Annotated in this window: 22 protein-coding genes; all 22 read left to right on the top strand. The window is 66.5% G+C overall.

The window, feature by feature from the left end; translation table 11 throughout:
• Positions 1 to 2 precede the first annotated feature (2 nt).
• Positions 3 to 659 (top strand): 50S ribosomal protein L4, encoded by a 657-nt coding sequence (gene rplD, locus RL72_RS06055; protein ID WP_045249925.1) that lies wholly within the window; start codon positions 3 to 5, stop codon positions 657 to 659.
• The gene (gene rplW / locus RL72_RS06050) at positions 656 to 973 is read left to right on the top strand and encodes a 50S ribosomal protein L23 (protein ID WP_045249924.1); all 318 of its coding nucleotides are present in this window, start codon (positions 656 to 658) and stop codon (positions 971 to 973) included. Before rplD ends, rplW begins: the two co-directional genes overlap by 4 nt.
• 20 nt (positions 974 to 993) lie before the next feature.
• Positions 994 to 1,833: a 50S ribosomal protein L2 gene (gene rplB, locus RL72_RS06045; RefSeq protein ID WP_045249923.1), complete on the top strand. Its 840-nt coding sequence runs from the start codon at positions 994 to 996 to the stop codon at positions 1,831 to 1,833.
• A gap of 12 nt (positions 1,834 to 1,845) precedes the next feature.
• Positions 1,846 to 2,127: a 30S ribosomal protein S19 gene (gene rpsS, locus RL72_RS06040; RefSeq protein WP_045249922.1), complete on the top strand. Its 282-nt coding sequence runs from the start codon at positions 1,846 to 1,848 to the stop codon at positions 2,125 to 2,127.
• The gene (gene rplV / locus RL72_RS06035; RefSeq protein WP_045249921.1) at positions 2,127 to 2,525 is read left to right on the top strand and encodes a 50S ribosomal protein L22; all 399 of its coding nucleotides are present in this window, start codon (positions 2,127 to 2,129) and stop codon (positions 2,523 to 2,525) included. Before rpsS ends, rplV begins: the two co-directional genes overlap by 1 nt.
• The gene (gene rpsC, locus RL72_RS06030) at positions 2,525 to 3,277 is read left to right on the top strand and encodes a 30S ribosomal protein S3 (RefSeq protein WP_045249920.1); all 753 of its coding nucleotides are present in this window, start codon (positions 2,525 to 2,527) and stop codon (positions 3,275 to 3,277) included. The genes rplV and rpsC overlap by 1 nt, the downstream gene beginning before the upstream one ends.
• Positions 3,277 to 3,696 carry a 50S ribosomal protein L16 gene (gene rplP, locus RL72_RS06025; protein ID WP_045249919.1) on the top strand — a complete coding sequence of 140 codons (420 nt, stop codon included), beginning with the start codon at positions 3,277 to 3,279 and terminating at the stop codon, positions 3,694 to 3,696. The genes rpsC and rplP overlap by 1 nt, the downstream gene beginning before the upstream one ends.
• Positions 3,696 to 4,010 (top strand): 50S ribosomal protein L29, encoded by a 315-nt coding sequence (rpmC, locus tag RL72_RS06020; RefSeq protein WP_045249918.1) that lies wholly within the window; start codon positions 3,696 to 3,698, stop codon positions 4,008 to 4,010. The genes rplP and rpmC overlap by 1 nt, the downstream gene beginning before the upstream one ends.
• Positions 4,010 to 4,327, top strand: a complete 318-nt coding sequence (gene rpsQ, locus RL72_RS06015) for a 30S ribosomal protein S17 (protein ID WP_052674221.1) — start codon at positions 4,010 to 4,012, stop codon at positions 4,325 to 4,327. Before rpmC ends, rpsQ begins: the two co-directional genes overlap by 1 nt.
• On the top strand, positions 4,324 to 4,692 hold the full coding sequence (gene rplN, locus RL72_RS06010) for a 50S ribosomal protein L14 (RefSeq protein WP_045249917.1): 369 nt from the start codon (positions 4,324 to 4,326) through the stop codon (positions 4,690 to 4,692). Before rpsQ ends, rplN begins: the two co-directional genes overlap by 4 nt.
• A 3-nt stretch (positions 4,693 to 4,695) precedes the next feature.
• Positions 4,696 to 5,055 (top strand): 50S ribosomal protein L24, encoded by a 360-nt coding sequence (rplX, locus tag RL72_RS06005; RefSeq protein ID WP_045249916.1) that lies wholly within the window; start codon positions 4,696 to 4,698, stop codon positions 5,053 to 5,055.
• On the top strand, positions 5,055 to 5,645 hold the full coding sequence (gene rplE, locus RL72_RS06000; protein ID WP_045249915.1) for a 50S ribosomal protein L5: 591 nt from the start codon (positions 5,055 to 5,057) through the stop codon (positions 5,643 to 5,645). Before rplX ends, rplE begins: the two co-directional genes overlap by 1 nt.
• A gap of 207 nt (positions 5,646 to 5,852) precedes the next feature.
• The gene (gene rpsH, locus RL72_RS05995) at positions 5,853 to 6,251 is read left to right on the top strand and encodes a 30S ribosomal protein S8 (RefSeq protein ID WP_045249914.1); all 399 of its coding nucleotides are present in this window, start codon (positions 5,853 to 5,855) and stop codon (positions 6,249 to 6,251) included.
• 6 nt (positions 6,252 to 6,257) lie between these two features.
• On the top strand, positions 6,258 to 6,794 hold the full coding sequence (rplF, locus tag RL72_RS05990) for a 50S ribosomal protein L6 (protein WP_045249913.1): 537 nt from the start codon (positions 6,258 to 6,260) through the stop codon (positions 6,792 to 6,794).
• A gap of 2 nt (positions 6,795 to 6,796) precedes the next feature.
• Entirely contained in the window at positions 6,797 to 7,156 is a 360-nt protein-coding gene (gene rplR / locus RL72_RS05985) for a 50S ribosomal protein L18 (protein ID WP_045249912.1), read from the top strand.
• Entirely contained in the window at positions 7,153 to 7,842 is a 690-nt protein-coding gene (rpsE, locus tag RL72_RS05980; protein ID WP_045249911.1) for a 30S ribosomal protein S5, read from the top strand. The genes rplR and rpsE overlap by 4 nt, the downstream gene beginning before the upstream one ends.
• Positions 7,842 to 8,027 (top strand): 50S ribosomal protein L30, encoded by a 186-nt coding sequence (gene rpmD, locus RL72_RS05975; RefSeq protein ID WP_045249910.1) that lies wholly within the window; start codon positions 7,842 to 7,844, stop codon positions 8,025 to 8,027. Before rpsE ends, rpmD begins: the two co-directional genes overlap by 1 nt.
• Positions 8,027 to 8,548: a 50S ribosomal protein L15 gene (gene rplO, locus RL72_RS05970; RefSeq protein ID WP_082072167.1), complete on the top strand. Its 522-nt coding sequence runs from the start codon at positions 8,027 to 8,029 to the stop codon at positions 8,546 to 8,548. Before rpmD ends, rplO begins: the two co-directional genes overlap by 1 nt.
• Before the next feature lie 103 nt (positions 8,549 to 8,651).
• On the top strand, positions 8,652 to 9,974 hold the full coding sequence (secY, locus tag RL72_RS05965; RefSeq protein ID WP_045249909.1) for a preprotein translocase subunit SecY: 1,323 nt from the start codon (positions 8,652 to 8,654) through the stop codon (positions 9,972 to 9,974).
• On the top strand, positions 9,971 to 10,585 hold the full coding sequence (locus tag RL72_RS05960; RefSeq protein ID WP_045249908.1) for an adenylate kinase: 615 nt from the start codon (positions 9,971 to 9,973) through the stop codon (positions 10,583 to 10,585). The genes secY and RL72_RS05960 overlap by 4 nt, the downstream gene beginning before the upstream one ends.
• A 1-nt stretch (position 10,586) precedes the next feature.
• Positions 10,587 to 11,438 carry a type I methionyl aminopeptidase gene (map, locus tag RL72_RS05955; protein WP_082072165.1) on the top strand — a complete coding sequence of 284 codons (852 nt, stop codon included), beginning with the start codon at positions 10,587 to 10,589 and terminating at the stop codon, positions 11,436 to 11,438.
• Between the two features lie 103 nt (positions 11,439 to 11,541).
• Complete coding sequence (locus RL72_RS05950) at positions 11,542 to 12,213, top strand: DsbA family protein (protein ID WP_045249907.1); 672 nt, start codon at positions 11,542 to 11,544, stop codon at positions 12,211 to 12,213.
• Positions 12,214 to 12,330: the final 117 nt, after the last annotated feature.

Here is a 12,330-nt window from a genome sequence, read left to right as displayed (position 1 = left end):
CCATGGCTGACACCACTCTGACGCTCGACGTGTTCGCCGGCGGCAAGAAGACCGGTACGGTCGACGCCCCCGCCGCGATCTTCGACGCCAAGACCAACGTTCCGCTGATCCACCAGGTCGTCGTCGCGCAGCTCGCCGCGGCACGCCAGGGCACCCACTCGACCAAGCGTCGCGGTGAGGTCTCCGGTGCCGGTCGCAAGCCCTTCAAGCAGAAGGGCACGGGTAACGCCCGCCAGGGCTCCATCCGCGCGCCGCACATGACCGGCGGTGGCATCGTCCACGGCCCGAAGCCGCGCGACTACTCGCAGCGCACCCCCAAGAAGATGATCGCCGCCGCCCTCACCGGTGCGCTGAGCGACCGCTTCCGCGGTGAGCGCCTGCACGTCGTCGAGTCCTTCGGCATCGAGGGCAAGCCGTCCACCAAGACGGCTGCCGCCTATCTGAAGGCGCTCCCGGGCAAGAAGGTCCTCGTGGTCATCGACCGCGGCGACGACACCAACGCCCTGAGCGTCCGCAATCTGGCCGACGTGCACGTGCTGTACTTCGACCAGCTCAACGCCTACGACGTGGTCAACTCCGACGACATCGTCTTCACCAAGGCGGCCTTCGACGCGTTCGTCGCGCTGAAGTCCGGCGCAACCGAGGAGGTCTCCGCATGAGCGACAACATCCTCGCCGCGGCTGCCAACAAGGACCCGCGCGACATCATCCTGAAGCCGGTCGTCTCCGAGAAGAGCTACGGCCTGATCGACGAGGGCAAGTACACCTTCCTGGTGGACCCCCGTGCCTCCAAGACCGAGATCAAGCTCGCCATCGAGAAGATCTTCGACGTCAAGGTCGCGAGCGTCAACACGATCAACCGCGTCGGCAAGGCTCGTCGCACCCGCTTCGGCACCGGCAAGCGCAAGGACACCAAGCGCGCCATCGTCGCCCTGAAGTCGGGCACCATCGACATCTTCACGGCAGTGAACTGACCGGGGGATAAGGACAGAACATGGCTATTCGCAAGTACAAGCCCACGACCCCGGGTCGCCGCGGCTCGTCGGTGGCCGACTTCGCCGAGATCACCCGATCGACGCCGGAGAAGTCGCTGCTGCGCCCGCTCAGCAAGACCGGTGGCCGCAACAACCAGGGCCGCATCACGACCCGTCACATCGGTGGTGGCCACAAGCGCCAGTACCGCGTCATCGACTTCCGTCGCAATGACAAGGACGGCGTCAACGCCAAGGTCGCTCACATCGAGTACGACCCCAACCGCACCGCGCGCATCGCGCTGCTGCACTACTTCGACGGCGAGAAGCGCTACATCCTCGCGCCGAACAAGCTGAAGCAGGGCGACGTCATCGAGTCGGGTGCTGCCGCGGACATCAAGCCGGGCAACAACCTGCCGCTGAAGAACATCCCGACGGGTACCGTCATCCACGCGATCGAGCTCCGCCCCGGCGGCGGCGCGAAGATCGCCCGCTCGGCCGGCGTCTCCGTGCGCCTGGTCGCGAAGGACGGCCCCTACGCGCAGCTGCGCATGCCCTCGGGCGAGATCCGCAACGTTGACGCGCGCTGCCGTGCGACGATCGGCGAGGTCGGCAACGCCGAGCAGTCCAACATCAACTGGGGTAAGGCCGGCCGCAAGCGCTGGAAGGGCGTTCGCCCGACCGTCCGCGGTGTCGCGATGAACCCGGTCGACCACCCGCACGGTGGTGGTGAGGGCAAGACGTCCGGTGGTCGTCACCCCGTCACCCCCTGGGGCCAGGCTGAGGGTCGCACCCGTCACGCCAACAAGGAAAGCGACAAGTACATCGTGCGTCGCCGTAACGCTGGCAAGAAGCGCAAGTAGGAGTAAGAGAAGATGCCTCGCAGTCTTAAGAAGGGCCCCTTCGTCGACGAGCACCTGCTTCGCAAGGTGATCGGTCAGAACGAAGCCGGCACGAAGAACGTCATCAAGACCTGGTCGCGTCGGTCGATGATCATCCCCGCCATGCTGGGACACACCATCGCCGTGCACGACGGACGCAAGCACATCCCCGTGTTCGTGTCCGAGACCATGGTCGGTCACAAGCTGGGCGAGTTCGCGCCCACCCGCACCTTCCGCGGCCACGAGAAGGACGACAAGAAGGGGCGGCGCCGCTAATGGTCGAATCCATCGCACGCGTGAAGCACATCCGCGTGACCCCGCAGAAGGCTCGTCGTGTCGTCGCCCTCATCAAGGGCAAGCAGGCGCAGGAAGCCCTCGCCATCCTGAAGTTCGCGCAGCAGAGCGCCTCCGAGCCGATCTACAAGCTCGTGCACTCCGCCATCGCCAACGCTCAGGTGAAGGCCGATCGCGACGGCGAGTTCCTCGATGAGCAGGACCTGTACGTCAAGAACGCCTTCGTGGACGAGGGGACGACGCTCAAGCGTTTCCAGCCCCGCGCCCAGGGCCGCGCGTTCCAGATCAAGAAGCGCACGAGCCACATCACGGTCGTGCTGGCCACCCCTGCCCTTCGAGAGTCTCAGGGACCGGCCAACGAGAAGAAGGCGAGCAAGTAATGGGACAGAAGGTAAACCCGTACGGCTTCCGCCTCGGCATCACCACGGACCACGTGTCCCGGTGGTTCTCTGACTCGACCAAGCCGGGTCAGCGCTACGCCGACTACGTCGCCGAGGACATCAAGATCCGCAAGCTCCTCCAGACGCAGCTCGACCGCGCCGGCGTGAGCAACATCGAGATCGAGCGCACCCGCGACCGCGTGCGTGTGGACATCCACACCGCTCGTCCGGGCATCGTCATCGGCCGCCGCGGCGCCGAGGCGGAGCGCATCCGTGGCGACCTCGAGAAGCTCACGGGCAAGCAGATCCAGCTGAACATCCTCGAGGTGAAGAACCCCGAGGCCGACGCTCAGCTCGTCGCCCAGGGCATCGCCGAGCAGCTCTCTGCTCGCGTGGCCTTCCGTCGCGCCATGCGCAAGGGCCTCCAGGGTGCCCAGCGCGCCGGCGCCAAGGGTATCCGGATCCAGGTCTCGGGCCGCCTCGGCGGCGCGGAGATGAGCCGGTCGGAGTTCTACCGCGAGGGTCGTGTGCCGCTGCACACGCTGCGCGCGAACATCGACTACGGCTTCTACGAGGCCAAGACCACCTTCGGCCGCATCGGCGTGAAGGTCTGGATCTACAAGGGCGACCTCACCAACAAGGAGCTTGCTCGCGAGCAGGCCAACGCACCGAAGTCCCGTCGTGACGACCGTGGCGACCGTCGCCGTGGCCCGCGCAACGAGGCTCCCGTCGCAGAAGGAGCGTCTGCCTGATGCTTATCCCTCGTAAGGTCAAGTACCGCAAGCAGCATCACCCCAAGCGTGATGGTGCGGCCACCGGCGGCACGAAGGTCTCCTTCGGCGAGTTCGGCATCCAGGCCCTTACCCCCGCTTACGTGACCAACCGTCAGATCGAGTCCGCTCGTATCGCGATGACCCGTCACATCAAGCGTGGTGGAAAGGTGTGGATCAACATCTACCCCGACCGTCCGCTCACGAAGAAGCCCGCCGAGACCCGCATGGGTTCCGGTAAGGGTTCGCCCGAGTGGTGGGTCGCCAACGTCAAGCCCGGCCGCGTCCTCTTCGAGGTCGCCGGTGTCAACGAGCAGCTCGCCCGTGAGGCACTGCAGCGGGCAATCCACAAGCTGCCGCTCAAGGCACGCATCATCAAGCGCGAGGAGGGCGACGCGTAATGGCGATCGGCACCAAGGAGCTCGGTGTGACCGAGCTCGACACGTTCGAAGACCAGCGCCTCGTCGAGGAGCTGCGCAAGGCCAAGGAGGAGCTGTTCAACCTCCGTTTCCAGTCGGCCACCGGCCAGCTGGAGAGCCACGGCCGCATTCGCGCTGTGAAGCGCGACATCGCGCGCCTCTACACCGTGATCCGTGAGCGTGAGCTCGGCATCCGTGCGACGCCGGCTCCGGTCGAGGCTCCGGCCAAGAAGGCGTCCAAGGCAAAGGCGAAGAAGGCCGACGAGGCTGAAGCGCCGAAGGAGGAGGCCGAGTAATGGCTGAGAAGAAGGCTGCTGCCGCCGAGGCCGAGGTCGTCTCGCACGACGTGCGCGACGCCGACGCCCGTGGCTACCGCAAGTCGCGCCGCGGCTACGTCGTCAGCGACAAGATGGACAAGACCATCGTCGTCGAGGTCGAGGACCGCGTGAAGCACCCGCTGTACGGCAAGGTCATCCGTCGTACGACGAAGGTCAAGGCGCACGACGAGAACAACACCGCCGGCATCGGCGACCTCGTTCTCATCAACGAGACCCGCCCGCTGAGCGCCACCAAGCGCTGGCGTCTGGTGGAGATCCTGGAGAAGGCAAAGTGATCCAGACCGAGTCCCGACTCAAGGTCGCCGACAACACCGGCGCCAAGGAGCTGCTCACCATCCGCGTGCTCGGCGGCTCCAGCCGCCGCTACGCGGGCCTGGGCGACATCATCGTCGCCACGGTGAAGGACGCGATCCCCGGTGGGAACGTGAAGAAGGGTGACGTCGTCAAGGCCGTCATCGTCCGCACCGTCAAGCAGACCCGCCGTCCCGACGGCTCGTACATCAAGTTCGACGAGAACGCCGCCGTGATCCTGAAGAACGACGGGGAGCCCCGCGGCACCCGCATCTTCGGTCCGGTCGGCCGTGAGCTCCGTGACAAGAAGTTCATGAAGATCGTCTCGCTCGCCCCGGAGGTGCTGTAACTCATGGCGAACATCAAGAAGGGTGACCTGGTCCAGGTCATCTCCGGCCGCAAGCAGGAAAAGGGCGGCGACCGCGGCAAGCAGGGCAAGGTCCTCGAGGTCCTCGTCGAGCAGAACCGCGTGATCGTGGAGGGCGTGAACTACGCCACCAAGCACACCCGCGTCGGTCAGACGCAGCGCGGCACCAAGACGGGCGGCATCGAGACCATCGAGGCCCCCATCCACATCTCGAACGTCGCCCTGGTCGACCCCGAGACGAAGAAGCCGACCAAGGTCGGTCACCGCGTCGAGGAGCAGGTCAAGGACGGCGTGAAGCGCACGGTCCGCGTGCGCTACGCGAAGAAGAGCGGTAAGGACCTCTGATGGCGGCTGCTGACGCCGCGGGCGCTGTCAAGGTGCAGCCCCGCCTGAAGGCGAAGTACAACAACGAGATCAAGAAGGCTCTGCAGGACGAGTTCGGCTACGAGAACGTCATGCAGATCCCCGGCCTGGTCAAGGTCGTCGTCAACACCGGTGTCGGTGAGGCGGCTCGCGACTCCAAGGTGATCGATGGTGCGGTCGACGACCTCACCAAGATCACCGGCCAGAAGCCGATCGTCACGAAGGCCCGCAAGTCCATCGCGCAGTTCAAGCTGCGCGAGGGTCAGCCCATCGGCGCACACGTCACCCTCCGCGGTGACCGCGCCTGGGAGTTCGTGGACCGCCTCGTGAACCTCGCACTGCCCCGTATCCGCGACTTCCGCGGTCTCTCGGACAAGCAGTTCGACGGCAACGGCAACTACACCTTCGGTCTCACGGAGCAGAGCGTGTTCCACGAGATCGATCAGGACAAGATCGACCGCGTCCGCGGCTTCGACATCACGGTCGTCACCACGGCGAAGAACGACGACGAGGGCCGCGCGCTCCTGCGCCACCTCGGTTTCCCGTTCAAGTCGAACGACGCCCAGGCGTAAGTCATGTTCTGAAGACCGGGTCCCGGGGGTTTCCTCGGGATCCGGTCTTCAGACCGTTTCGGCTCCGCGGCTCCGCCGCCTCGCTCAACGATCGTTCCGCTGTCTGCGCGGCAGTCCGCGGTGACGTACAATTGAAAATTGCGTGCTCATCGCAGGCCGTCTGCCGTGTAACGGCAGCCGGAACCTCATGAACGAAAGAAGACAACTATGACGATGACAGACCCGGTCGCAGATCTGCTGACCCGTCTGCGCAACGCGAACTCGGCGCACCACGACTCCGTGACCCTGCCGTCGAGCAAGCTGAAGACCCACATCGCCGAGATCCTCCAGCAGGAGGGCTACATCGCCGGTTGGGAGGTCTCCGACGCCCGTGTCGGCAAGAACCTCACGATCGCGCTGAAGTACGGCCCGAACCGCGAGCGGTCGATCGCCGGCATCAAGCGGGTGTCCAAGCCCGGTCTCCGCGTCTACGCGAAGTCGACCGAGCTGCCCAAGGTCCTCGGCGGCCTCGGCGTCGCGATCCTGTCCACCTCCTCGGGGCTCCTCACGGACCGCCAGGCAGAGCAGAAGGGCGTGGGCGGAGAAGTTCTCGCCTACGTGTGGTGATCTGAAATGTCGCGTATTGGACGACTTCCCATCGAGATCCCCGCGGGCGTGACCGTTTCGGTCGACGGTCGTGCGGTGACGGTGAAGGGGCCGAAGGGCGAGCTCTCGCTCACCGTGGCCTCCCCCATCGAGGTGTCGGTCGAGGAGAACCAGGTTCTCGTCACCCGTCCGGACGACGAGCGCGCTTCGCGTTCGCTGCACGGTCTGACCCGCACCCTCATCAGCAATGACATCATCGGCGTGACCCAGGGCTACTCCAAGGGCCTCGAGGTCGTCGGCACCGGTTACCGCGTGCAGCAGAAGGGCAGCTCGGTCGAGTTCGCCCTCGGCTTCTCGCACCCGGTCCTGATCGACCCGCCCGCCGGTATCACCCTGACGGTCGAGGGCACCAACAAGCTCACCGTCAGCGGCATCAGCAAGCAGGCCGTCGGCGAGGCGGCTGCGAACATCCGCAAGATCCGCAAGCCCGAGCCGTACAAGGGCAAGGGTGTGCGTTACGCCGGCGAGGTCGTGCGTCGCAAGGCCGGAAAGAGTGGTAAGTAACCATGGCTATCAAGACGAAGTCCGACGCCCGCTCGCGTCGTCACGCCCGCCTTCGCAAGAAGATCCAGGGCACCGAGGCGCGTCCGCGCCTGGTCGTCACCCGTTCGGCCCGCCACGTCTTCGTGCAGCTGGTCGACGACAGCAAGGGCCACACCGTGGCCAGCGCCTCCACCCTCGAGACCGACCTGCGTGCGTTCGACGGTGACAAGACCGCCAAGGCCCGCAAGGTCGGCGAGCTCGTCGCCGAGCGCGCGAAGGCCGCCGGTGTCTCGGAGGCCGTGTTCGACCGTGGTGGCAACCGGTACGCCGGTCGCGTCGCGGCCATCGCCGATGGCGCCCGTGAAGGGGGGCTGGCACTGTGAGTGACATCAAGGAGAACGAAGTGACCGAGACGGCTCCTGCCGCTGAGAACGCGGCCGGTTCCGAGGCTCCGCAGCGCGACGAGCGCCGCGGCGGCCGTGGTGGCCGCGACCGCGGCCAGGGCGGTCGTGACCGCAACTCCCGCGACCGTGGGGACAACCAGTTCCTCGAGCGCGTGGTGACCATCAACCGCGTGTCGAAGGTCGTCAAGGGCGGCCGTCGCTTCAGCTTCACCGCGCTCGTCGTGGTGGGTGACGGCAACGGTCTCGTGGGCGTCGGCTACGGCAAGGCCCGCGAGGTCCCCCTCGCCATCTCGAAGGGTGTCGAGGAGGCCAAGCGCAACTTCTTCCGCGTGCCGCGCTCCGCGAGCACCATCCCGCACCCGGTGCAGGGCGAGGCCGCTGCCGGCGTCGTGCTGCTGCGTCCGGCTGCGGCCGGTACCGGTGTTATCGCCGGTGGTCCCGTCCGCGCCGTGCTCGAGTGCGCCGGTATCCACGACGTGCTGTCGAAGTCGCTCGGCTCGTCGAACACGATCAACATCGTGCACGCGACGGTGGAGGCCCTGAAGCAGCTCGAGGAGCCCCGTGCGGTCGCCGCGCGTCGTGGCCTCGAGTTCGACCAGGTCGCCCCGGCGCGTCTCGTCCGCGCAGAGGCTGACGCCATCGCTGCGCAGAAGGCAGGTGCCTGATGGCTGCGCGCCTCAAGGTCACGCAGGTCAAGTCCAAGGTGAGCGAGAAGCAGAACCAGCGCGACACGCTGCGTTCGCTCGGCCTCAAGCGGATCGGCGACTCGGTCGTCCGTCCCGACGATGCCCAGACCCGCGGCTACGTCCGCGCGGTCGCTCACCTCGTCAAGGTTGAGGAGATCGACTAATGGCTGAGAAGAAGGAAGCGGCCACCAAGACCGCCGCCAAGAAGCCGGCCGCCAAGAAGGCCGAGGAGACCACGGTCTCCCGTCCCGGCGTCCTGAAGGTGCACCACCTGCGTCCGGTCCCCGGCGCCAACACCGCCAAGACCCGCGTGGGTCGCGGTGAGGGCTCCAAGGGCAAGACCGCTGGTCGCGGCACCAAGGGCACCAAGGCCCGCAACACCGTTCGCGTCGGTTTCGAGGGTGGGCAGATGCCGCTGCACATGCGCACCCCGAAGCTGCGCGGCTTCAAGAACCCGTTCCGCGTGGAGTACCAGGTCGTGAACCTGGAGAAGCTCGCCGAGCTCTACCCGAAGGGCGGGGACGTCACCGTCGCCGACCTCGTGGCCAAGGGCGCGGTCCGCAAGAACGAGAAGGTCAAGGTCCTGGGCAACGGCGACATCGCCGTGGCGCTGACCGTGTCGGTCGACAAGGTCTCGAGCTCCGCGGAGCAGAAGATCGTCGCCGCCGGCGGATCCGTCAAGTAACACGCGTCGAGAGGGGCCGGAGATTTCTCCGGCCCCTCTTGCGTTACCCTGGGTAATTGACTGTCCCTCGTCGGGCGTCATCCCTTTTCAGGAAGGCAAGCTTTTGTTCAGCGCCATCGCGCGGATCTTCCGCACGCCGGATCTTCGTCGCAAGATCGGCTTCACGATCGCGATCATCGCGATCTACCGCCTCGGATCCACCGTGCCCGCTCCGTTCGTGAGCTTCCCGAACGTCTCCGAGTGCCTCGCTCAGAACAGCGGCACCGAGGGCCTGCTCGGGCTCGTCAACCTCTTCTCCGGCGGCGCGCTGCTGAAGCTCTCCATCTTCGCGCTCGGCGTCATGCCGTACATCACGGCGTCGATCATCACGCAGCTGCTGCGCGTGGTCATCCCGCACTTCGAGGCGCTGCACAAGGAGGGCCAGGCCGGCCAGGCCAAGCTCACGCAGTACACGCGCTACGTGACGATCGCCCTCGCGCTGCTGCAGTCCACGACCCTCGTCACCGTCGCCCGCACGGGCCAGCTGTTCGGGCAGACCGGCGTGGCCGCCTGCAACCAGCTGCTGACCAACGACGTGTGGTGGGCGCAGCTGCTGCTCATCGTGACGCTGACGGCCGGCACGGGCCTGATCATGTGGTTCGCCGAGCTCGTCACCGAGAAGGGCATCGGCAACGGTATGTCGCTGCTCATCTTCACCTCGATCGCCGCGACCTTCCCCGGTGCCATGTGGGCGATCTGGCAGACGAAGGGCTTCGAGGTCTTCCTTCTCGTGCTCCTCATCGGAATCCTCGTGATGACGCTCGTCGTCTTCATCGAGCAGTCCCAGCGCAGGATCCCGGTGCAGTATGCCAAGCGGATGGTCGGCCGCCGCACCTACGGCGGAACCAACACCTACATCCCGATCAAGGTGAACATGGCGGGCGTGATCCCGGTCATCTTCGCCTCGTCGCTGCTGTACATCCCGATGCTGATCGCGCAGTTCAACATCCCGCAGAACGGCAAGACGCCGCCGGCATGGGCGACCTGGATCATGACGTACTTCGTCAAGGGCGATCACCCGCTCTACATGGTCGTGTACTTCCTGCTGATCATCGGCTTCACGTACTTCTACGTCGCGATCACCTTCAACCCGACCGAGGTCGCCGACAACATGAAGAAGTACGGCGGCTTCATCCCGGGCATCCGTGCGGGTCGCCCGACGGCCGAGTACCTCGACTACGTGCTCACGCGCATCACACTTCCCGGATCGCTCTACCTCGGTCTGATCGCGCTCATCCCGCTGATCGCCCTGGCCACGGTCGGCGCGAATCAGAACTTCCCGTTCGGCGGCGCCTCGATCCTGATCATCGTCGGCGTCGGCCTGGAGACGGTCAAGCAGATCGACGCGCAGCTGCAGCAGCGACACTACGAAGGGCTCCTACGATGACGGCATCCGCAACCTCCACCGCACGCCTGCTGATCGTGGGCCCGCAGGGCTCCGGCAAGGGCACGCAGGGAGTGCGGATCGCCGCGGCCTACGACATCCCCGTCGTCTCGACCGGTGACATCTTCCGCGCCAACATCAAGGAGGGCACGCCCCTCGGCAAGCAGGTCACGGCCATCCTCGACGCCGGCGACCTGGTGTCGGACGAGCTGACCGGGGCGCTCGTGCGCGACCGCCTGTCGCAGCCGGACGCCGCCTCGGGCTTCCTGCTGGACGGCTACCCGCGCAACGCGGCGCAGGTCTCGGACCTGGATGGCTTCCTGGGGGAGCAGGGCGCCGCCCTCGACGCGGTGATCCTGCTCGACGTGCCGCGCGAGGAGAGCATCGCCCGCCTCACGCTGCGCGCCACGGAGCAGGGTCGCACCGACGACACCCCCGAGGCCATCGCGCACCGCCTCGACATCTATGAGGCGCAGACAGCCCCGATCCTCGACGCCTACGGAGCGCGCGGCATCGTCGACACGATCGACGGCGTCGGCAGCCTCGACGAGATCACTGAGCGCATCTTCGCGGCGCTGGCGCTGCGCGGTCTCGTGCGCACGGCTGCGGTCTGACGTGGCGTTCCGCCGCTCCATCTACAAGAGCCGCGCCCAGCTCGAGGCGATGGTCGAGCCCGGGCTCATCACGGCCGCAGCCCTCGCCGCCGTGCGCGAGGCCGTGCGTCCCGGCATCACGACCGGCGAGCTCGACGCGATCGCCGACCGCGTGATCGCCGACCGCGGAGCGGAGTCGAACTTCAAGCTCGTGCGGGGCTACCGGCACACCACCTGCATCTCGGTCAACGACCAGGTCGTGCACGGGATCCCCGGATCCCGCGTGCTGGAGCCCGGTGACATCGTCTCGATCGACTGCGGCGCGCAGTACCACGGGTGGAACGGCGACAGCGCGATCACGGTCATCGTGCCGGGCTCGACCGACACTCAGGTCGAGGACGCACGGCGGACGCTGTCGGAGGTGACCGAGGGGTCGATGTGGGCGGGAATCGCCGCCATGGCGTCGGCCTCGCATCTCGGCGACATCAGTGCGGCGATCGAGGACCACATCCTCGCCGCGGGGCCCTCCGTCGTCTCCGGCAAGCCCTACGGGATCCTGCGCGAGTACGTCGGCCACGGCATCGGCCGCAAGATGCACGAGGCGCCGAGCCTGTTCAACTACCGCACGCCCGACCGCGGCGCCGAGGTGCGCCCGGGTCTCGTGCTCGCGATCGAGCCCATGGTCACCGCGGGATCGGACAAGACCTACGTCGAGGACGACGACTGGACCGTCACCACGACGGACGGATCCGACGGATCGCACTGGGAGCACAGCGTCGCTCTGCACGACGGCGGCATCTGGGTGCTCACGGCGGCCGACGGGGGAGCGGCGGGCCTCGCGCCCTTCGGCATCACTCCCGCGCCTCTCGCCTGAGCCGCGGATCCGTCTCCCACGGACCTCAAAGGCTTCTCGCGGCACAATGGGAAGACATAGCTGAGCGGATCCGCCGGACGGGTCTGGACAAGGAGACACACACATGGCCGCTGCCAAGGGCAGGACCAACGGGTTCGCCATCGGAATCACCGCTGCCGTCGTCGCCGTGCTCATCGCACTGGTCGGCGTCGTCGTCTGGCTGAACAACAAGGCCACGGACGCCGGTCCCGCGCCCAAGAGCTCGATCGTCAACTCCGAGACCGGAGCGGTGACCACGGGCAGCGGCAAGGACAAGGTCGCCCTGTACGTCGACTTCCAGTGCCCGATCTGCAAGAGCTTCGAGACTCAGTACGGCTCGCAGCTGCAGGCGCTCGCGAAGGAGGACAAGATCACGCTCGAGTACCACCCGATCGCGATCCTCGACCGCTACTCGCAGGGCACCAACTACTCGTCGCGCGCCGCGTCCGCCGCCTACGCGGTCGCGCAGGAGAACCCGGACAAGTTCCTCGACTACCTGAACATCCTGTTCGAGAACCAGCCGACCGAGAACACCCCAGGCCTCACCGACCAGCAGCTGATCGACTACGCGAAGCAGGTCGGCGCCGACAAGGCGGAGGCCACGATCAAGGCGAACACGTTCTTCAAGTTCCCGACCGCGCAGGCCTCCGCCCACAAGATCAAGGGCACGCCGACGATCGAGATCAATGGCGAGCGTCTCGACACGAGCAAGCAGGCGGACGTCGCCAAGCTGCAGAAGATCGTCGACCAGAAGTAATCCCGCCGTATTTTGCGGATCGGCGGATCCGGACTACCATAGATCTTTGGTGCTTTGCGCCTTGGTCCGGCGTGTCCGGATCCGCAGGCACCACACCACCCAACCACCGCAGATCGA

Origin of the sequence: Microbacterium azadirachtae, assembly GCF_000956545.1 — a bacterium.
Lineage (GTDB): Bacteria > Actinomycetota > Actinomycetes > Actinomycetales > Microbacteriaceae > Microbacterium > Microbacterium azadirachtae.
This window is presented reverse-complemented; position numbering and strand designations above follow the sequence as displayed.